The 20,158-nt window shown below is 74.6% G+C and carries 10 protein-coding genes; 7 read left to right on the plus strand and 3 right to left on the minus strand.

Annotation, left to right across the window (positions count from 1 at the left end; all coding sequences use genetic code 11):
- The 6 genes from BAW75_RS20195 to BAW75_RS20220 all read left to right on the plus strand — a co-directional run bounded on the left by BAW75_RS20195 (nucleotide 1) and on the right by BAW75_RS20220 (nucleotide 16,968).
- Nucleotides 1-5,448 carry a type I polyketide synthase gene (locus tag BAW75_RS20195; RefSeq protein ID WP_104114544.1) on the plus strand — a complete coding sequence of 1,816 codons (5,448 nt, stop codon included), beginning with the start codon at nucleotides 1-3 and terminating at the stop codon, nucleotides 5,446-5,448.
- A gap of 29 nt (nucleotides 5,449-5,477) precedes the next feature.
- Nucleotides 5,478-6,431 carry a TauD/TfdA family dioxygenase gene (locus BAW75_RS20200; RefSeq protein ID WP_104114545.1) on the plus strand — a complete coding sequence of 318 codons (954 nt, stop codon included), beginning with the start codon at nucleotides 5,478-5,480 and terminating at the stop codon, nucleotides 6,429-6,431.
- A gap of 1 nt (nucleotide 6,432) precedes the next feature.
- Nucleotides 6,433-6,621, plus strand: a complete 189-nt coding sequence (locus BAW75_RS20205; protein WP_104114546.1) for an MbtH family protein — start codon at nucleotides 6,433-6,435, stop codon at nucleotides 6,619-6,621.
- Entirely contained in the window at nucleotides 6,618-9,737 is a 3,120-nt protein-coding gene (locus BAW75_RS20210; protein WP_104114547.1) for a non-ribosomal peptide synthetase, read from the plus strand. Before BAW75_RS20205 ends, BAW75_RS20210 begins: the two co-directional genes overlap by 4 nt.
- On the plus strand, nucleotides 9,737-15,223 hold the full coding sequence (locus tag BAW75_RS20215) for a non-ribosomal peptide synthetase/MFS transporter (RefSeq protein ID WP_104114548.1): 5,487 nt from the start codon (nucleotides 9,737-9,739) through the stop codon (nucleotides 15,221-15,223). Before BAW75_RS20210 ends, BAW75_RS20215 begins: the two co-directional genes overlap by 1 nt.
- Nucleotides 15,224-15,318: 95 nt before the next feature.
- Nucleotides 15,319-16,968, plus strand: coding sequence for a DUF885 domain-containing protein (locus BAW75_RS20220; protein WP_104114549.1), 1,650 nt, complete (start codon nucleotides 15,319-15,321; stop codon nucleotides 16,966-16,968).
- On the opposite strand, the gene BAW75_RS20225 is transcribed toward BAW75_RS20220, so the two are convergent.
- Both BAW75_RS20225 and BAW75_RS20230 read right to left on the minus strand, forming a co-directional pair.
- The gene (locus tag BAW75_RS20225; RefSeq protein ID WP_104114550.1) at nucleotides 16,914-18,128 is read right to left on the minus strand and encodes a hypothetical protein; all 1,215 of its coding nucleotides are present in this window, start codon (nucleotides 18,126-18,128) and stop codon (nucleotides 16,914-16,916) included. The two genes, BAW75_RS20220 and BAW75_RS20225, sit on opposite strands and share 55 nt — an antisense overlap.
- Before the next feature lie 43 nt (nucleotides 18,129-18,171).
- On the minus strand, nucleotides 18,172-18,684 hold the full coding sequence (locus tag BAW75_RS20230) for an NUDIX hydrolase (protein WP_104114551.1): 513 nt from the start codon (nucleotides 18,682-18,684) through the stop codon (nucleotides 18,172-18,174).
- Nucleotides 18,685-18,831: 147 nt separating this feature from the next.
- Between BAW75_RS20230 and BAW75_RS20235 the strand changes: the two genes are divergently transcribed.
- Nucleotides 18,832-19,326: a type II toxin-antitoxin system PemK/MazF family toxin gene (locus tag BAW75_RS20235; protein WP_069088202.1), complete on the plus strand. Its 495-nt coding sequence runs from the start codon at nucleotides 18,832-18,834 to the stop codon at nucleotides 19,324-19,326.
- A gap of 9 nt (nucleotides 19,327-19,335) precedes the next feature.
- Here BAW75_RS20235 and BAW75_RS20240 read toward each other — a convergent pair whose 3' ends face one another.
- Entirely contained in the window at nucleotides 19,336-19,971 is a 636-nt protein-coding gene (locus BAW75_RS20240) for a GGDEF domain-containing protein (RefSeq protein WP_043324610.1), read from the minus strand.
- Nucleotides 19,972-20,158: the final 187 nt, after the last annotated feature.

The raw sequence follows: 20,158 nt of genomic DNA on the forward strand, positions 1-20,158 counted from the left end.
ATGCAGAACGACATTCCCGCCGACGACGGCGTCGAGCCCATCGCCATCGTCGGGCTCGCCGCCCGCCTGCCCGGCGCGGCCGACGTCGACGAGTTCTGGCGCAACCTGGTCGACGGCGTGGAGTCGACGACCGAGCTGACCCGCGAGGAGCAGCTCGCCCGCGGCGCGCAGCCGCAGGAGGTCGACGACCCGGGCTGGGTCAACCGCGCGCCGCTGGTGGACGGCTACGACGAGTTCGACGCCGGCCTGTTCGGGATGACCGCCCGCGAGGCCGAGATCACCGACCCGCAGCACCGGCTGTTCCTGGAGACCTGCTACACCGCGCTGCAGGACGCCGGCTACGACCCGGGCCGCTACGACGGCGCGGTGGGCGTGTACGCCGGCACCGGCGGCAACACGTACCTGCACCGCAACGTGTACCGCAACAAGCGGGTCGGCGGGAACCCGCACGGCGCGGTGTCGCTGGCCACCGGAAACTCGCCGAACTACGTGGCCACTAACGTGTCGTACCGGCTGGACCTGCGCGGCCCGAGCATGACCGTGCACACCGCCTGCTCCACCTCGCTGGTCGCGTTCCACCTGGCCTGCGAGGCGCTGCGCAACGGCGAGTGCGACATGGCCCTGGCCGGCGGTGTCAACATCGAACTGCCGCACGTCGGCTACCTCGGCATGGACGGTTTCACCTCGCCGGACGGGCGGTGCCGGCCGTTCGACGCCGCAGCGAACGGCACGGTGTGGGGCAGCGGCGTCGGCGTGACGCTGCTCAAGCGGCTCTCCGACGCGATCGCCGACGGCGACCACATCCGCGCGGTCGTGCTCGGCAACGCCATCAACAACGACGGCGCCGGGAAGGTCGGCTTCACCGCCCCCAGCATCGACGGGCAGACCGAGGCCGTCGCCCAGGCCGTCGCGCTCGCCGGCGTCGACCCGCGCAGCATCAGCTACGTCGAGGCGCACGGCACCGGCACCGCGCTCGGCGACCCGATCGAGGTCGCCGCGCTGTCCGCCGTCTACGCCAAGGACACCGACGAGCGCGGCTGGTGCGGCATCGGGTCGGTGAAGTCGAACATCGGCCACCTGAGCCAGCCCTCCGGCATCGTCAGCGTGATCAAGACGGTGCTGGCGATGGAGCACGGGCTGATCCCGCCGACCATCAACTACGAGGCGCCGAACCCGGCCATCGACTTCGCCGACACCCCGTTCTACGTGGCGAACACGCTGACCAAGTGGGACACCGACGGCGGGCCGCGCCGGGCCGGGGTCAGCTCCTTCGGCATCGGCGGCACCAACGCGCACGTCGTGCTCCAGGAGGCGCCGGCGGCGGAGCGGGACGAGCCGCCGGCCCGCCCGGCGCACCTGCTCCAGGTGTCGGCGAAGACCCCGACCGCGCTGGACGTCGCCGTGCGCCGGCTCGCCGAGCACCTGGAGGGCGGCAGCGACGTGGCGCTCGCCGACGTGGCGCACACGCTGCGCGTCGGCCGCCAGACGTACGCCCACCGCGCCGCCGTCGTGGCCGGTGACCCGGCGTCCGCCGCCGCCGCGCTGCGCGAGCGGCGCAAGGGCCACCGGGGCGTCGCCGACGGACCCGCCCCCCGGGTGGCGTTCCTGTTCAGCGGCCAGGGCTCGCAGTACGCCGGGATGGGCGCCGAACTGTACGCCCAGGACCGGGCGTTCGCCGCCGCCGTGGACGAGTGCGCCGACCTGCTCCGCCCCGAGCTGGGCCTGGACATCCGGGACCTGATCCTCGGCCGCGACCCGGACGCGGCGGACAAGCTCACCGAGACCCGGTGGACCCAGCCCGCGCTGTTCACCGTCGAGTACGCCCTCGCCGTCGCGTGGCGGGCCGCCGGGGTCGTCCCGGCCGCGATGATCGGCCACTCCATCGGCGAGTACGTGGCCGCCACGCTCGCCGGCGTGCTCGACCTCGCGGACGCGCTGCGCGTGGTGGCCGCCCGGGGCCGGCTCATGCACTCCCTGCCCGCCGGCTCGATGCTGGCGGTCACGCTCGACGAGTCGGCGGTGGCCGACCGGCTGCCTCAGGGCCTGTCGGTGGCCACCGTGAACGGCCCCGGCACCTGCGTGGTGGCCGGCGAGACCGCGCTCGTGGAGGAGTTCGCCGCGAGCCTGGGCGGCAAGAACAAGTCGAAGCTGCTGCGCACCTCGCACGCGTTCCACTCGCCGATGATGGACCCGATCCTGGACGAGTTCACCGCGCTGATGGCCACCGTGCCGCTGCGCGCCCCGGCGGTGCCGTTCCTGTCGAACGTGACCGGCACCTGGATCACCGAGGCGCAGGCCACCGACCCGGCGTACTGGGCCGCGCACCTGCGCCGCCCGGTCCGCTTCGGCGCGTGCGTGGCCACGCTGCTCGCCGAGGGCACCTGGGCGCTCGTCGAGTGCGGCCCCGGCCGGCAACTGGCCAACCTGGCCCGGATGCAGGTCGCCAAGGCCGGCGAGGCGCAGCGCGCGCTGACCCCGCTGGGCAGCCTGCCCGGCGCGGGCGAGCAGACCGGTGACCTGGCCGCGCTGCTCGGCACGGCCGGCGCGCTCTGGTGCGCCGGGGTGCCGGTGCGCCTTGCGGCCGACCCGGCGGCGCGGCGGGTGCCGCTGCCCACGTACCCGTTCGAGCGGCGCCGCTACTGGATCGACCCGGACCCGGAGCAGGAACTGGCCGCGGCGCCCGTCGAGACCGGCCCCCGGCCGCTGCCGGAGTGGTTCGCGGTGCCGGTGTGGCGCCAGGCCGCCCCGGCGCGCGCCGTGGAGCCGCTGGGCCGCTGCCTGGTGCTGGCCGACGGTCCGCGCGGCGAGGCGCTCGTGGCCGCGTTGCGCGCCGCCGGCGACGACCCGGTCGAGGTACGCGCCGGCGAGGCGTTCGCCGCCACCGCGAGCGGTTTCCGGCTGCGCCCCGGCGTACGCGCCGACGCCGAGGAGCTTCTGGCCGCGCTCGGCGCCGACGTGCCCCGGCGGATCGTGCACGCGTTCGCGCTCGACGGCGAGCCGGCCGGCACCGACCCGGCGGCCGCCTGGGCGGCGCAGGAGCGCGGCTTCTTCGGCGCGCTGCACCTGGTGCAGGCGCTCGCGGGCACCGGTGTGACCGCCGACGAGGCGGGCGTACGCCTGGACCTGGTCACCGCCGGCATCGGCGACGTACGCGGCGACGACCTCGTCCGCCCCGAGCACGCCACGCTCGCCGGCCTGGCCCGGGTGCTCCCGGCCGAGCTGCCCGGCCTGACCGTGCGGCTGCTGGACACCGACCCGGCCGCGCGCGGCGTGGCCGCCCTGGTGGCCGAGCTGCGCAGCCCGGTCGACGCCGAGCACCCGGAGGTGGCGCTGCGCGGCGACCGCCGCTGGCTCGGCGGCTACGAGCAGGTGAGCGTCGCGGCCGAGGCGGAGCCGGGCGTGCTGCGCGAGGAGGGCCGCTACCTGATCACCGGCGGTCTCGGCGGCATCGGCGTCACCCTGGCCGAGGACTTCGCCCGCCGGGCCCGCGCCAAGCTGGTGCTGCTGGCCCGCTCCGGGCTGCCCGGGCGCGACGAGTGGGACGCGCACCTGGCGGTGCACGGCGGCGCCGACCGGGCCGGACGCGCCATCGCGGCGATCCGCCGGATGGAGGCCGCGGGCGCCGAGGTGCTGGTGCTCGCCGCCGACGTCACCGACGCGGACGACCTGCGCCGGGTCCGCGACGAGGCCGAGCGGCGGTTCGGCGGGCTCGACGGCATCGTGCACGCCGCCGGCCTGCCCGGCGGTGGCATGGCCGAGATCAAGGAGCGCGACGAGGCGCAGCGTGTGCTGGCCCCGAAGCTGGCCGGCACGCTCGCGCTGGCCCAGGTCTTCGGCGACCTGCCGCTGGACTTCGTCGTGCTGTGCTCCTCGATCACCGCGGTGATCGGCGGGTTCGGCCAGGTCGACTACTGCGCCGCGAACAACTTCCTGGACGCCTTCGCGCGCTCCGGCACCGGGTTCCGCGCCCCGGTCGTGTCGCAGAACTGGGGCGGTTGGGCCGAGGTCGGCATGGCGGTGGAGACCGCCGCGCCGGCCGCGTTCCGGGCCGCCGGGCGGGACACCGTGACCACCGCGGTCACGCACCCGGTGCTGACCACGATGGTCGCCGGGCCGGACGGCACGGTGCTGCACGGCCTGGTCGCGGCCGACACCCACTGGCTGCTCGACGAGCACCGGATCGGCGGCGTGCCGGTGGTGCCGGGCACCGCCCACCTGGAGTCGGTACGCGCGGCGGTGGCCGCCGCGCTGCCCGCGCCGGGGCCTGACGCCGCGGTCGAGCTGCGTGACGTGGTGTTCCTGGAGCCGTTCTCGGTGCCGGACGGCACCGTGGCCCAGTACCGGGTCGAGCTGACCCCGACCGAGGACGGCACCGACTTCACCGTGGCCAGCCTCGCCGCCGGCCAGGCGCGCGCCCACGTACGCGGCAGCGCCGGGTGGACCACCGAGGCGGCCCCGCCGGCCGCCGTGCCCGCCGTGGCCGGACGGCGGGTCGACGACGACGCCTCGTTCGGCCGGGGACGCACCAGCATGCTGACGTTCGGCCCGCGCTGGGCGGCGCTGGCCGAGCACCACCTCGCCGACGGCGAGGAACTCGCCCGCGTGCAGGCGCCCGCCGCCGCGCTCGGCGACCTGCCCTCGTGGGGGCTGCACCCGGCGCTGCTGGACGTGGCCACCGCGTTCGGCCGCGGCCAGGGCTCCGGCACCTACCTGCCGTTGTCGTACGGCCGGATCGTGGTGCGCGGCGCGCTGCCGGCGACGTTCCACAGTCACCTGCGGCACCGGCCCGCCGCCACCGACGAGGTGGTCGCCGCCGACCTGTCGCTGCGCGACCCGGACGGGCGGGAACTGGTCGCGATCAGCGACTTCGTGCTGCGCCGGGTCGACCAGGACGCGGTCACCGGCAACCTGGCCGAAGCCCCGGCGGACGCCGACGCCCCGGCGCCGGTGACCGAGGACATCCGCCCGGTCGACGGCGCGGAGGCGTTCCGGCGCAGCCTCGCCGCCGGGCTCGGCGCCCAGGTGGTGATCGCCACCCGCACCGTCGCCGACATCCGTCGCCGGGCCGCCCGGGTCACCACCGACAGCATCGCCGAGGAGACCGACGCGGCGGCCGGCGCGACCGCGGCCACCGGCGGCGGCTCGGCCGCACCGGGCACCGAGCTGGAGAAGACCATCGCCCAGGTGTGGCGCGACGGTCTCGGCGTCACCGACATCGGCGTGGACGACGACTTCTTCGCCCTCGGCGGCAACTCGCTGGTCGCCGTGCAGCTGATCGCCGCCATGCGCAAGGCGACCGGGGTGCGGCTGCCGATGCGCAGCCTCTTCGAGACCCCCACGGTGGCCGGCCTGGCCGCCCGGATCGAGGAGCTGCGCGCCGAGGCGCCCGCCGACCAACCGGCCGCCCCGGCGGCGATCCCGGCCATCCCGCGGCTGCCCCGCGGCTGACATCCGACGGAACAAGGAGACACCGCACCATGAGCGAGACAACCGCGACGCTGCCGGTGGTCGTCGAGAACGACGGCCGGCCGCTGACCGACCTCATCGCCGCCCGGCGCGCCGAGCTGCGGGACACCCTCGTCGCCAGCGGAGGGCTGCTGTTCCGCGGCTTCGACGTGGGTGGCGTGGACGGCTTCGACCAGGCCGTACGGGCGCTGGCCGGCGAGCCGCTGACCTACACCGAGCGCTCCTCGCCCCGGCACTCCATCAAGGGCCGGGTCTACACCTCGACCGACTACCCGCCGGACGAGGAGATCTTCCTGCACAACGAGAACTCGTACCAGGCGCGCTGGCCGCTGACGCTGTTCTTCTACTGCGTCACGCCGCCGGACAGCCAGGGCGCCACGCCGCTGGCCGACGTGCGCCGGGTGTACGAGCTGATCGACCCGGCGGTACGCGAGGAGTTCGTCCGCCGCCGCTGGATGCTGGTGCGCAACTTCCACGGCGACTTCGGCACCCGCTGGCAGGAGGTGTTCAACACCGAGAGCCGCGCCGAGGTGGAGGCGTACGCGGCGGACAACGGGATCACCGTGGAATGGGTCGGCAAGGACGGCCTGCGTACCCGCGCGGTCCGGGACGTGGTGCACCACCGGCCGGGCTCGGACACCCCGCGCTGGTTCAACCACGCCACCTTCTTCCACCTCAGCACGCTGCCGGCCGACTACCAGGAAGGGCTGCTGGCCATGTTCGGCGCCGACGGGCTGCCGTCGAACACCTACTACGGCGACGGCGGCGAGATCCCCGCCGACGTGATGGACCACCTGCGCGCCGCCTACCGGGCGGCCACGGTCCGCTTCGACTACCAGCGCGACGACGTGCTGGTGGTGGACAACATGACCGCCGCGCACGGCCGGGAGCCGTTCACCGGCCCCCGCAAGATCGCCGTGGCGATGGCCGAGCCGCACACCCCCGACACCGCAGGAGCGAACTGACATGGCCGAATCCCGATTCCTGGTCGTCCGCAACGACGAGGAGCAGTACTCGATCTGGTCGGCCGACCGCGAGCTGCCCGCCGGCTGGCACGACACCGGCTTCGCCGGCAGCCGCGAGCAGTGCCTGGCCCACGTGGACGAGGTCTGGACCGACATGCGTCCCCGCTCGGTGCGCGAGGCCCTCTCATGACCCAGGAGTGGACGTTCCCGGCCTCCTACGCCCAGGAGCGGGTGTGGATGGCCAACCAGCTCGACGCCGGGTCGCCGGTGTTCAACGTCTCCTTCCCGTGGATGTTCCCCGCCGACGTGGACGCCGAGACGGCCGGCGACGTGGTCAACCGGGTGATCGCCCGGCACGAGGCGCTGCGTACCCACCTGCGGGTCGACGACGGCGCGCTGGTGCAGGTCGTGCGCGCCCACGAACCGGCGCCGCTGCCCGTCACCGACGTCACCCATCTGCCCGCCGGTGAGCAGCGCGGCGAGTTCGAGCGGATCCGCGGCGAGATGGCGCGCGCCCCGATCCCGATGGACGCCGCGCCGCTGTGGCGGGCCCGGCTGATCCGCATGGAGGACGGGCTCGCGCTGGCGTTCGTGGCGCACCACGCCGTCTTCGACAGCCACTCGGCGGTGCTGTTCCACCACGAACTGGTCGCGTTCTGCGAGGCCGCGCGCACCGGCGCCGAGCCCGCCGTGCCCGAGCTGCCCATCCAGTACGCCGACTTCGCGGTCTGGCAGCGCCAGCAGCTCACCGGCGAGGAACTGGACCGGCAGCTCGCCTTCTGGACCGGCCACCTGGCCGGAGCGCCGCCGGTGATCGGCCTGCCGCTGGACCGGCCCCGTCCGGGCCAGCTCGGGTTCGCCGGTGACGAGGTGCGCTTCACGCTGCCCGACGGGCTGCTGGACCGGATCGGCACGCTGGCCACCGGGGCGCAGGCCACCCCGTACATGGTGCTGCTGGCCGGTTTCGCGGCGCTGCTGTCGCGGATCTCCGGCGACACCGACGTGGTGGTGGGGGTGGCCACCGCGGGCCGCGACAACCCGGAGCTGGCGCCGCTGATCGGCATGTTCGTCAACCCGGTGGCGCTGCGCTGCGACGTCTCCGGCGACCCGGCGTTCGCGGCGCTGCTCGGCCGGATCCGCAACGGCCTGATCGACGCCATGGAGCACGGCCAGGCGCCGTTCCAGAAGATCGTCGAGGCGGTCGACCCGCAGCGGGACCCGTCGGTGCAGCCGATCTTCCAGACTGCCCTGAACTGGATCCCGGACTCCGGCCTCGACCCGGTGGAGCTGGGCACCACGAAGGACGACCTGGCCTTCGACATCACCACCGGGGAGTGCCGCCTGGTCTACCGGACCGAGCTGTTCGACCGGGAGACCGCCGAGGCGGTGGTGCGCCGCTACGTGCGGCTGCTCGCCGCCGCCGGCGCCGAGCCGCAGCGCACCGTCGCCGCGCTGCCGCTGCTCACCGACGACGAACATGACCTGGTGCTGGGCGCCTGGAACGACACCGCCCACGACGTGCCGGCGACCACTGTGGTCGACGAGGTGCAGCGGCAGGCCGCCGCCACCCCGGACGCGCCGGCGCTGGTCTGCGACGGCGCGACGCTGCGCTACGCCGAGCTGAACACCGCCGCGAACCGGCTGGCCCGGCTGCTGGTGGCGCGCGGGGCCGGCCCGGAGACCCGGGTCGCGCTGGCCCTGCCCCGCTCCTGCGACCTCGTCGTGGCGATGCTCGCCGTGCTGAAGGCCGGCGCCGCGTACGTGCCGGTGGACACCACGTACCCGGCCGGGCGGATCGCGTACCTGCTCACCGACGCCGCGCCCGCGCTGGTGGTGGCCGACCCGGACACCGCCGCCCTGGTGCCCGGCGACGCGCTGGTGCTCGACGGCGAGGTCGGCTCCGACCAGCCCGGCGACGACCTCACCGACGCCGACCGGGTCGCCCCGCTGCGCCCCGAACATCCCGCGTACGTGCTCTACACCTCCGGCTCCACCGGCCGGCCCAAGGGCGTGGTGGTCGAGCACCGGGCGGTGACCGCGTACCTGGCCTGGGCCCGGGCCACCTACCCGGGGCTTTCCGGGGTGGCGCTGCTGCACTCGCCGGTCTCGTTCGACCTCACCGTCACCGGCCTGCTCGGCACGCTCACCGCCGGCGGCACGGTACGGCTCGCCGCGATCGACGAGCCCGCCGCCCGCGCCGGTGGGCGGCCGACCTTCCTCAAGGTCACGCCGAGCCACCTGCCGCTGCTCGACGGCGAGCTGTCACCGACGACCGACCTGGTCATCGGCGGCGAGGCGCTGACCGGTGAGCAGCTCGCCGCCTGGCGGGCCGCGCACCCCGACGTGGCGGTGATCAACGAGTACGGCCCGACCGAGGCCACTGTGGGCTGCGTCGCGGCCCGCATCGCCCCCGGCGAGCCGGTCCCGGCCGGCCCGGTGCCGATCGGCACGCCCACCTGGAACACCCGGGCACTGCTGCTCGACACCGCGCTGCGCCCGGTGCCGCCGGGCGTGGTGGGGGAGCTGTACGTCACCGGCACGCAGCTCGCCCGCGGCTACCACGAGCGGCCCGGCCTGACCGCCGAGCGGTTCCTGCCCTGCCCGTACGGGCCGCCCGGCGCCCGGATGTACGCCACCGGCGACCTGGCCCGCTGGCGCGCCGACGGCACGCTGGACTACCTGGGCCGCCGCGACGACCAGGTCAAGGTGCGCGGCATGCGGATCGAGCTGGGCGAGGTCGAGGCGGCGCTGCTGGCTCACCCGGACGTACGGGCCGCCGCCGCGGCGGTCCGCGCCGACGGCGGCGAGCCGATGCTCGTCGGCTACCTGGTGGGCCCGGCCCACGAGGACTCGGTCCGCGCCGAGCTGGCCCGCGAGCTGCCGGCGCACCTGGTGCCGGCCGCCCTGGTCCGGCTGGACGCGCTGCCGCTGACCCCGAACGGCAGGCTGGACCGCGCCGCGCTGCCCGCCCCGGCGACGGCCGAGACGGCGCAGGACAGCTACGTCGCGCCCCGCACCGAGGCCGAGGCCCTGGTCGCCGAGGTGTACGCCGACATCCTCCAGGTGGAGAAGGTCGGCGCGCACGACGACTTCTTCGCCCTCGGTGGCAACTCGCTGCGCGGCATGCGGGCGATGGCCCGCATCCGCGCCGAGGTGGACGTGGAGCTGCCCATGCGGGCGCTGTTCAGCAGCCCCGTGGTGGCGGACCTGGCCGCCCAGATCGAACAGCGGATCGCCGCCGAGCTCGACGGTCTCTCCGACACCGAGGTCGCCGCGCTGCTCGCGGCGGAAGAGGGAACCAACTGATGACCGACCTGAAGGATCCGGCCCGCGAGGCGGCCCGGCAGGCGCTGATCGCCCGACGGCTACGCGCCCGCCAGACCGCAACCGCGGCCCGGATCGCCCCCCGCCCGGCCGGCGCCGAGGTGCCGCTGTCCTACGCCCAGGAGCGGGTCTGGTTCATGGACCAGCTCGCCCCGGGCGAGGCGGCGTACCACATCGCGGTGCCGCTGCGGGTGCGCGGACCGCTCGACGTGGACGCGCTGCGCGCCGCCCTGACCGCGCTCGCGGACCGGCACGAGTCGCAGCGCACCCGCTTCCCGGCCGACTCCGACGGCCGCCCCACGGTGGTGATCGCGGACACCGCGGACGTGCCGCTGACGGTGGTGGACGCGCCCGACGAGGCCGCCGCGCAGGTGCTGGTCGAGGCGGCGGCGGCCGAGCCGTTCGACCTCGCCGAGGGGCCGCTGCTGCGGGCCCTGCTGATCCGGCTCGCCGCCGACGACCACGTGCTGTTCCTGGCCCAGCACCACATCGTCGGCGACGGCTGGTCGGTGGACGTGCTGCTGCGTGACCTGATCACGCTCTACCGGGGCGGCGAGCCGCCCGCCCTGCCGATCCAGTACGGCGACTTCGCCGTCTGGGAGGCCCAGGAGCTGGACGGCCCGCAGGCGCGGGCGCACGTCGACTACTGGAAGCAGCGGCTGGCCGGCATCACCCCGCTGGAACTGCCGCTGGACCGGCCCCGCCCGGCCACCCAGACCTACCGGGGCGACTTCGTCGAGTTCCAGCTCGACCCGGCCGCCACCGAGGCGCTCAACACGCTCACCCGCGACAGCGGCGGCACGCTGTTCATGACGTTGCTCGCCGCGTACCAGGTGCTGCTGGCCCGGCACTCCGGCCAGGACGACTTCGCCATCGGCGCCTCGGTCGCCGGACGGTCCGCGCCGGAGCTGGAGAACCTCGTCGGCATGTTCATCAACATGCTGCCGCTGCGCGCCGACCTGGGCGACGACCCGACCTTCGCCGAGCTGCTGGAGCGCACCCGCCGCACCGTGCTGGACGGGTTCGAGCACGCCGAGGTGCCGTTCGCCAAGGTCGTGCACGAGCTGGGCCTGCCGCGCGATGTCAGCCGCTCCCCGGTGTTCCAGGCCATGTTCGTGCTGCAGAACTACGAGATGGGCCGGTTCACCGGCGTGTCCCGTACCGACGAGGTCACGTTCACCTGGACCCCGATGGAGTTGCGGGCCACCCGGTTCGACTTCGAGCTGCACGCGGTCGAGACCGTCGACGGGCTCTGGGGCAAGCTGGTCTTCAACACCGACCTGTTCGACCGGGCCACCGTGGAGCGGATGGCGCAGCGGTGGACCGCTCTGCTGGACGCGGTCGTCGCCGCGCCGGACACCCCGGTCTCCCGGCTGCCGCTGCTGCCCGCCGCCGAGCGGGAGCTGCTGGCCGCCTGGAACGACACCAGCGCGGACTTCCCGCGCGCCGAGACGCTGCACGGCCCGATCGAGGAGCGCGCCGCGGCCACCCCGGACGCGGTGGCGGTCACCATCGACGGGCACAGCCGCACGTACGCCGAGCTGAACGCGCAGGCCAACCGCGTCGCGCACCGGCTGCGCGCGGCCGGCGTCGGCCCGGAGACCCTGGTCGGGGTCTGCGCGGAACGCTCGGTGGAACTGGTCGCCGGGCTGCTCGGCGTGCTCAAGGCCGGCGGCGCGTACCTGCCGCTGGACCCGGAGTACCCGGCCGACCGGCTCGCGTTCATGGTCGGCGACGCGGACGCGCCGGTGGTGCTGGTCCAGTCGCACCTGCGCGACGTGCTGCCCGACACCGGCGCCACGGTGCTCGAACTGGACGACGCCACCGTGTGGAGCGGTCAGCCCGACACCGACCCGGCGCCGGCCGCCGGGCCGGAGCACCTGGCGTACGTCATCTACACCTCCGGCTCCACCGGCCGCCCGAAGGGCGTGCCGAACACGCACCGGGGCATCGTCAACCGGCTCGACTGGATGCAGAAGACGTACCGCCTCGGCGCCGACGACGCGGTGCTCCAGAAGACCCCGGCGAGCTTCGACGTGTCGGTGTGGGAGTTCTTCTGGCCGCTGCGCACCGGCGCGCGCCTGGTGCTGGCCAAGCCGGGCGGTCACAAGGACGCCGGCTACCTGCGTGACCTGCTGGTGTCCGAGCGGATCACCACCGCCCACTTCGTCCCGTCGATGCTCACCGTCTTCCTCGCCGAGGACGGCGTGGAGGCGGCCACCGCGCTGCGCCGGGTGATCTGCTCCGGCGAGGAGCTGCCGCTGGCCTCGGCGGCCGACTTCACCGCCCGGCTGCCCTGGTGCGGCCTGCACAACCTGTACGGCCCGACCGAGGCGGCAATCGACGTGACCGCCTGGGCGTGCGAGCCGGACCGGCTGGCGCAGGTGACCAGCGTGCCGATCGGCGCGCCGATCGCCAACCTGCGGCTGCACGTGCTCGACCCGTCCGGCGCCCAGTGCCCGGTCGGGGTGGCCGGTGAGCTGCACATCGGCGGTGTCGGGCTGGCCCGCGGCTACCACCGCCGGCCGGCGCTGACCGCGGAGAAGTTCGTCCCCGACCCGAACTCCTTCGAGCCGGGCGCCCGCCTCTACCGCACCGGTGACCTGGCCCGCTGGGTCGTCGGCCCGGACGGCGCCGGGGTGATCGAGTTCCTGGGCCGCATCGACCACCAGGTCAAGCTGCGCGGCCTGCGCATCGAGCTGGGCGAGATCGAGAGCGCGCTGCGCGAGCAGCCGGACGTCACCGAAGCCACGGTGATCGTCCGGGAGGACAGCCCGGGCGACAAGCGGCTGACCGCGTACCTGGTGGGGGCGGCCGAGCACACCGCGTTGAAGGCGGCGCTGAAGGACACGCTGCCCGAGTACATGGTGCCGGCCGCGTTCGTCACGCTCGACACGCTGCCGCTGACCCCGAACGGCAAGCTGGACCGCAAGGCGCTGCCCGCGCCGGTGGTCACCCGCGAGGCGTCGGTGGCGCTGGTCGAGCCGCGCGACGACACCGAGCGGGCGCTGGCCGCGATCTGGTCCGAGGTGCTCGGCGTGGACACGCTCGGCATCGACGACGACTTCTTCGACCTGGGCGGGCACTCGATGCTCGCCACCCAGGTGGTCGCGAAGATCCGCAAGGCGGAGCTGGGCGGCCGGGCGGTCGGCGTGATGGACCTGTTCCAGCAGCGCACCATCCGCGACCTGGCCGCGTTCATCTCCGGCGACGCCGCCCAGGAGGGGCCGCGCCGGCTGCTCTACGAGCTGACCAAGCCGATCCCGGCGGGCAAGCGGGTGCTGACGTACGTCTGCGTGCCGTACGGCGGCGGCAGCGCCATCGTCTACCAGCCGCTGGCCGACGCGCTGCCGGCCGGGTACGGGCTGTGGTCGCTGGCCATCCCCGGCCACGACGTCGGCCTCACCGAGGACGCGCTGCCGTTCGAGGAGCTGACCAGCCGGGTCGCCGACGAGATCCTGGAGCGGGTCGAGGGACCGATCGCCCTGTACGGCCACTGCGGCGTGGGCAGCGCGATCGTCGCCGAGGTGGCCCGCAAGGTCGAGGCGTCCGGCCGGGACCTGGAGGCCGTCTACATCGGCGCGATGTTCCCGTTCGCCCGCCCCAAGGGCGTCTTCTCGGCGGCCCGCAACAAGCTGGAGCAACTGCGCAGCAACAAGCACTACGCGAGCTGGCTCAAGTCGATGGGCGTGGACACCGACGAGCTGGACCCGGAGCAGGCGGACCGGATCATCAGCAACATGCGGGCCGACTCCCGCGCCTCGGAGGAGTACTTCACCCGGCTGCTGGACAAGCAGGCGACGAAGCTGCGCGCGCCGATCATCTCGGTGGTCGGCTCCGAGGACCCGGTCACCGACTACTACCGCGAGCGGTACACCGAGTGGCAGTTCCTCAGCGACACGCTCGGGCTGGTCGTGCTCGACCAAGCAGGTCACTTCTTCCTCAAGTACCGCGCCGAGGAATTGGCCGAGATCGTCACGCAGACGCACCCGGCGGTGGTCGCCGGTGACATCGGCGCGCTGAGCCCGCAGGCACGGGGTGAGGACGCCGGCTGGGCGGTGGCGGACACGCTGCGCGTGGGCGTGGCCCGCAAGGCCAGCACCGCGGTCAAGCCGAGCATGGGCCGCTTCCTGGCCATCACGGTCGGGCAGCTCGTCTCCAGCACCGGCTCCGCGCTGACCGCGTTCGCGCTGCCGATCTGGCTGTTCAACCGCACCGGCTCGGTGGCCGACCTCGGTCTGCTGTGGGCGCTGGCGCTGATCTGCGGCGTGCTCATGCTGCCGGTGGCCGGCGCGCTGGTGGACCGGGTCAGCCGCCGCCGGATCATGATGACGGCCAGCTGCTTCGCCGGCTCCATCCAGCTGGTGCTGGCCAGCCTGCTGTGGACCGACAACCTGGTGCTCTGGCACATCTACCTGCTGGTGGCACTGAGTTCGGTGGCCGGGTCGTTCCAGCGGATCGCGTTCCAGTCGGCGGTGCCGCAGCTGGTGCCCAAGCGCTACCTCGGGCACGCCATGGGCATCACCCAGCTGTCCACCGGTGTGGCCACGCTGCTCATGCCGGCGTTCGCGGCCGGCCTGCTCGCCACCATCGACCTGAAGGGCATCCTGCTCGTCGACGTGGCCAGCTACGTGCTCGCGGTGCTCACGCTCGCCGTGGTCCGCTTCCCGGACGCGCTCGGCTGGCGGCCCCGGGAGCGGCTGCTGGTGGCCATCGCCAACGGCATGCGCTACTCCTGGCGGCACCGCGGATTCCGGCTGATGCTCGGCTACTTCGCGCTGGGCAACATCTTCCTGGCGCCCGCGCTGGTGCTGATCACCCCGCTGGTGCTGTCGTTCGGCAGCCCCACCCAGGTCGCCCAGGTCGCGCTGGCCGAGGCGGTCGGCGCGGTGCTCGGCGGCATCCTCATGTCGCTGTGGGGCGGGCCGCGCAAGCGCCGCATGATCGGCGTGCTGATCGGCAACCTGGGCACCGCGATCGGCTGCATGCTGATCGGCCTGGACGCCTCGGTGGCGATGATCTGCGTCGGCTTCTGCTGGCTGGCCATGTCGATGACCACCGCGCAGTCGATCTACGCGACGATCGTCCAGGTGAAGGTGCCGCAGCGCTTCCACGGCCGGGTGTTCAGCCTCAACCAGACCATCTCCTGGTCCACGCTGCCGATCGGGTTCGCGCTGCTCGCGCCGGGCGCCACCGCGCTGTTCGAGCCGATGCTCGCGCCGGGCGGAGCGCTGGCCGGCACGGTGGGCGCGGTGATCGGCACCGGACCGGGCCGGGGCATCGGGTTCGCGTACATCTGTTTCGGCGCGGCGCTGGTCCTGGTCACGCTCGGCGGGTTCGCCATCCGGCTGCTGCGCCGCTTCGACATCGAGGTGGAGGATTCCCTGCCGGACGACCTGATCGGCGCCCAGGAGCGTGAGAAGCGCCTGGCCGCCAAGGCCGAGAAGAAGGAGCTCGTCTCGGTCTGACCCCGCCTCCCATCCGGTTGATCAAGGAGTTCGTGTCCTTTCCGGGCCTTCCGGCCGGCACGAACTCCTTGATCACCGGGGGTAGCATCGGTGCGATGGGCGAGGACGTCACCGACACGCTGCTGCGGGAGATGGGGCGCCTCGATCCGTGTGTGGCGGTGGTCGAGGCCGGTGAGCAGGACGTCGACGGGCTCACCGACTACAGCCCGGAGGGTCACCAGGCCCGCGCCGATCTCGCCGCGCGCGCCCTGCGCCGGATCGAGGCGCTGCCCGCCCCGAGCCCGCTGCACGAGCACCTCGCCGAACGGCTGCGCGCCCGGATCGCCTTCCACGACGCCGGGGAGGACCTGCGGGAACTGCACGTCGCGGCCACCGGCCCGCTCCAGCTCATCCGCCAGTGCGTCGAATCAGCGGTCCCGGGCCGCGACGCCGGGGACGCGGCCTACGAGGACGGCTGGGCCCGCGTCGGCGCGCGCCAGGCCGCGATCCCGGCATCCCTGGACGGGTACGCCGCCAGCCTGCTGGTCGCCGCCGAACGCGGTCACCTGCCCACACGACGCCAGGTGGACCTGGTGACGCAGCGCTGCCGCACCTGGATCGACGAGGACACGGCGCTCGTGCAGCGCTACGGCGACGGGCCGCAGCGCGCGTCGTTGCAGGCGGCGGCGCGGGACGCGCGGGAGGCGTACCGGAGGTTCGCCACGACGCTCACCGCGGACCTCGCGCCGCTCGCGCGCGACGACGAGGCGTTCGGCCCGGCGCGGTACGCCCGCTGGGTGCGGACCTTCCTCGGCACGGAACCGGACCTGCGTGAGCTGTACGAGTGGGGCTGGGACGAGTTCACCGCCATCGAGGCGGACCTGGTCGCGGAGGCGAGAGCCCTGGGTGGCACCGTGCCCGAGGTGCTTCAACGGCTCGACCGCCCCGACGCGCCAGGTGTGCTGGGCAGCCGGGACGAGTTCGCCGCCTGGCTGCAGGAGCTGCTGGAGGCCACCACCGAGCGGATGCACGGTACGCACTTCGACATCCCCGCGCCGCTGCGCCGCATCGAGTCCCGGGTCACCACGTCGGGCGGCACCGCCTACATCGCGCCGTCGCGGGACCTGACCCGGCCGGGCCGGGTCTCGTGGCTGCTGCCCGACGGTCAGGAGCGCTTCCCGACCTGGTGGGCGTACAGCACCGCGTACCACGAGGGCGTTCCCGGCCACCACCTGCACCTCGGATCGGAGGCGTGCCGGGGCGGCCCCGGGCAGCGGCTGAACCTGCTCGGCGGGCTCTCCGGCGCCCAGGAGGGCTGGGCCCTGTACGCCGAAGGGCTGATGGACGAACTCGGACTCTACGAGCAGCCGGGCGCCCGGCTGGGCCACCTGTTCATGCAGTTGCTGCGGGCGGCCCGGGTGGTGCTCGACATCGGCCTGCACCTGCGGCTGCCGATGCCGTCGGGCAGCGCGCCGTGGACGCCGCAGGCCGCGCTGGACCTGCTGCGCGACCGCTGCCACCAGGGCCCGTACGCGCCACTGGAAGTGGCCCGGTACCTGGGCCGGCCCGGGCAGGCGCTCACCTACAAGGTGGGGGAGCGGGTGTGGCGCGACGGACGCGCGGCGTTCCCCGGCGACCGGCGCGCGTTCCACAACCGGGCGCTGGAACTCGGCTCGCTGGGACTGGACCAGCTCGCGAGCGCGCTTCCCGCCTATCCGGCCTCGTCGGCGGGCAACTCCTCCGGGTCGGCCACCCAGGCGGAGTAGACAGGCAGCGCGTGCCACGGGCCGCCGGCCGGGTCGGTGGTCACCGCGACCACCGCGTACGGGTGACCGAAGCGCAGCTCCGCGACGCGGGCGACCCCCTCCGGCGGCAGCGCTGTCGCCCGGCCGAACGCGGTCACCGCGGCGGCCTCGAAGCCGTAGCGGCCGAACCGGGCCACCGCGGACTGCGCGGCGTCGAACCCCGGCCCGGTCAGGCCCAGCAGCTCGCCGAGTGCCTGCGCCGCCGCGTCGAAGCCGAACCCGGGCCTGGCCAGGTCGTGGCGGCTCTGCGCCGACCAGCAGGGCAGCACCGCGGTGGCGCGTTCCTCCCGGCCGTCGTCCGCGTACGTCCGGGTCGGCTCCTCCCGCAGCGTCCACAGCGGCGTCTCGCCCAGCGGCAGGTCGAACAGCGATTGGCGGCCCGGCATGGAGTCCGGCAGGAGCGCGGCGGCGCTCGCCAGCTCCGGCGCGGCGGCCAGCACGTCGACGGCCGGCACGTCGGGCGCGGCGGCCACCGACACCACGAGCATTCCGGCGCCGTCGTCGCCGGTGCGGGCCGGCACCGCGTGCGCCGCCACGTCACCGGCCCGGTCGGTGGCCGCCACCCAGCACCGGTGCCCGAACGGCGGCGTACGCAGCACCCGGCTCAGCCGGCCCGACCAGGCGCTGTCCGCACCCAGTTCGGCGCCCGGGACGGTGTCGAACGGGTCGGCCCACGACACGCGGGTGGCCAGCGCGTTGGCCAGGAGCAGCAGCGTGTCCGGGGTGACGTCGACGGGGAAGCTGTCGATCAGCCCGCCGGTACGCTCCCGGGCCCAGCCGTCCAGCGTGGCCTGGTCGGGCAGCGGGCCGCGTTCGGTGTTCTCCGGCAGCGCGGCCCGCCACGCGGCCAGCTCCGGCGCCGGAGCGCGCTCCCACAGCCCGGTGGCCGCGGCGACCATCGGGTGCGGCGCGCCGAGCAGCGCCCGGGCCTCCGCGGCGGCGTCGTCCGGGTCGGCGTCGAGCGCCTCGGCCAGCGCCGCCCGGGTCTCGCCGGTGGCGGCCGGGCCGGTCAGCGCCAGCAGCAGCCACGCGCCCAGCGGCGAGGCGACGTGGTGGGTGTCACCGGCGGCGCGGTGCAGCCGCTCGGCGTAACGGGCCAGGGGTGCGTGCAGGGGAGTCACGGCTCCACTCTGCCCGCTCACGCGCCGGGTGGCACGCCCGCGCTCAGGACCACAGCTCGAACGGCTCGTCGATCTCCTCGCCGGCCAGGAACGCGGGCAGCAGTTCGGGCAGCCGCCCGGGATAACAGCGCGGCCGCTCGGCGAGCACCTCGGCCAGCGGCCACCAGCGGAACCCGAAGTAGTCCTCCACCTCGTAGTCCAGCCGCAGCGCCTCGTCCACGTCCGGTCCGGGGCCGGGCAGCCGTACCGCCACGATCACCTCGTCCTGGAGGTGGCGGCGCTGCCGGTGCCGGAAGCTGGCCCGCCGCCGCCACGTCGGCGCGCCCACCTCGTCCGGGCCGATCGCGATGCCGGTCTCCTCGCGCAGTTCGCGGACCGCCGCCTCCCGGTACGTCTCGCCCGGGTCCAGCCCGCCGCCGGGTAGCTCCCACCACACGCCGAGGTCGGGGTGGTCCGGGTCGCGGGTGTGGAACAGCAGCAGGTGGTTGGTGGCGTCGAGCACCACCAGCCGTACCGCGCTGCGCTCGAACACCGGCAGATCATCGGGTAGCCGCACGCCCCCAGCGTAAGGAAGGGCCCCTTATTAACGCCTCCGGTAGTAGAGGGGCCCCCTATTAACAGGGGGCATCCCGCACGGCGCCGTCCACCCGACCGGGCGACCCGATTCCCGGGCGGTCGCACCCCGGCCGATAGGCTGCCCGCCGTGGCAGGTCTGTTGAAGAACGTGGCGTCGCGGCTCGGCCGGATCACCCGGGCCGTGCCCGCCCCGCCCCGCACGGGCGCGCCGATCCCGGCTCAGGTCGCGCGCCGCCGCCAGGTCAACGCGCTGCAGCGCCGCGAGTTGTCGTACGCGCCGGAGCCGGACGGCCAGGCCGACCCGGGCGAGATCGTCTGGACGTGGGTGCCCTACGAGGACGACCCCCGCCAGGGCAAGGACCGCCCGGTGCTGGTGGTCGGACGGCACAGCCGCACCTTGTTCGGGCTGATGCTGTCCAGCCAGAGCGACCGGGACGGCCAGCGGCACTGGCTGGCGCTCGGCCCGGGGGAGTGGGACCGGGACAACCGGCCCTCCTGGGTGCGCCTGGACCGGGTGCTCACCATGCGCGAGGACAGCATCCGCCGCGAGGGCGCGGTGCTGGACCGGCCACGGTTCGACCGGGTCGGGCAGGCGCTGCGCGCCGGCTACGGCTGGCGCTGACCGGGCCGGTCAGTACTCCGCGACGAGCTGCCGGGTCGGGCGGGCCGCGCCGAGCGTCTTCGCCTCGTACATGGCGGCGTCGGCGCGGCACAGCGCGTCGGTGAGCTGCGTCGGGCAGTGCACCGGCGCGAGCCCGACCGAGGCGGTGACCTGGATGCTGCGCGCGCCCAGCGGGATGGGCGCGGCGAGCGCCTCGCAGAGCCGCCGCGTGGCGTGCTCGATCCACCGGCGGTCGGCCGTGGGGCTGGCCAGCAGGCCGGCGAACTCGTCGCCGCCGAGGCGGGCCACCAGGTTGTTGCCGGCGAACGCGGCGAGCCGCTGCGCGACGCTGATCAGCACCTGGTCGCCGGCGGCGTGCCCGTAGCGGTCGTTCACCTGCTTGAAGTTGTCCAGGTCGAGCACGACCGCTACCAGTGGCTGGCCGGCCGGGTCGGTGAGCAGGGTGGCGGCGAGCCGGAAGAACGCGCGGCGGTTGGGCAGGCCGGTGAGCGGGTCGTGGCTGGCCGCGTGCCGTTCGGCGGCCAGTTCGGCCTGGAGCAGCTCGATCTCGGCCTCGGCGCGTACGGCGCGGCGGCGCAACTGCCAGGCCGAGATGAGGGCCCCCGCGGCGGATATGCCGGAGGCGACGGTCATCGGATCCGGCACGCGCGTCCTCCTCACCGCAGTCCCCTAGCCGCGCGCGGCGGCATCCGGAGGCCGGGTTCGGGTCACCGAATGTGAGCGACCCGGCACACCGTACGTTTCGGCTATCATGCTCTCCGTCCATTGCAGATGCAATAGCAGATGCACGTGCATCTCACTCCTCAGTCGACAGACGTCGCCACCCACCGCT

Source organism: Micromonospora chalcea (assembly GCF_002926165.1).
Lineage (GTDB): Bacteria > Actinomycetota > Actinomycetes > Mycobacteriales > Micromonosporaceae > Micromonospora > Micromonospora chalcea.

Bases quoted from the DNA above. Each gene is read 5' to 3' on its own strand.
- BAW75_RS20195 (WP_104114544.1), top strand. From the start codon at position 1: ATGCAGAACGACATTCCCGCCGACGACGGCGTCGAGCCCATCGCCATC.
- BAW75_RS20200 (WP_104114545.1), top strand. From the start codon at position 5,478: ATGAGCGAGACAACCGCGACGCTGCCGGTGGTCGTCGAGAACGACGGC.
- BAW75_RS20205 (WP_104114546.1), top strand. From the start codon at position 6,433: ATGGCCGAATCCCGATTCCTGGTCGTCCGCAACGACGAGGAGCAGTAC.
- BAW75_RS20210 (WP_104114547.1), top strand. From the start codon at position 6,618: ATGACCCAGGAGTGGACGTTCCCGGCCTCCTACGCCCAGGAGCGGGTG.
- BAW75_RS20215 (WP_104114548.1), top strand. From the start codon at position 9,737: ATGACCGACCTGAAGGATCCGGCCCGCGAGGCGGCCCGGCAGGCGCTG.
- BAW75_RS20220 (WP_104114549.1), top strand. From the start codon at position 15,319: ATGGGCGAGGACGTCACCGACACGCTGCTGCGGGAGATGGGGCGCCTC.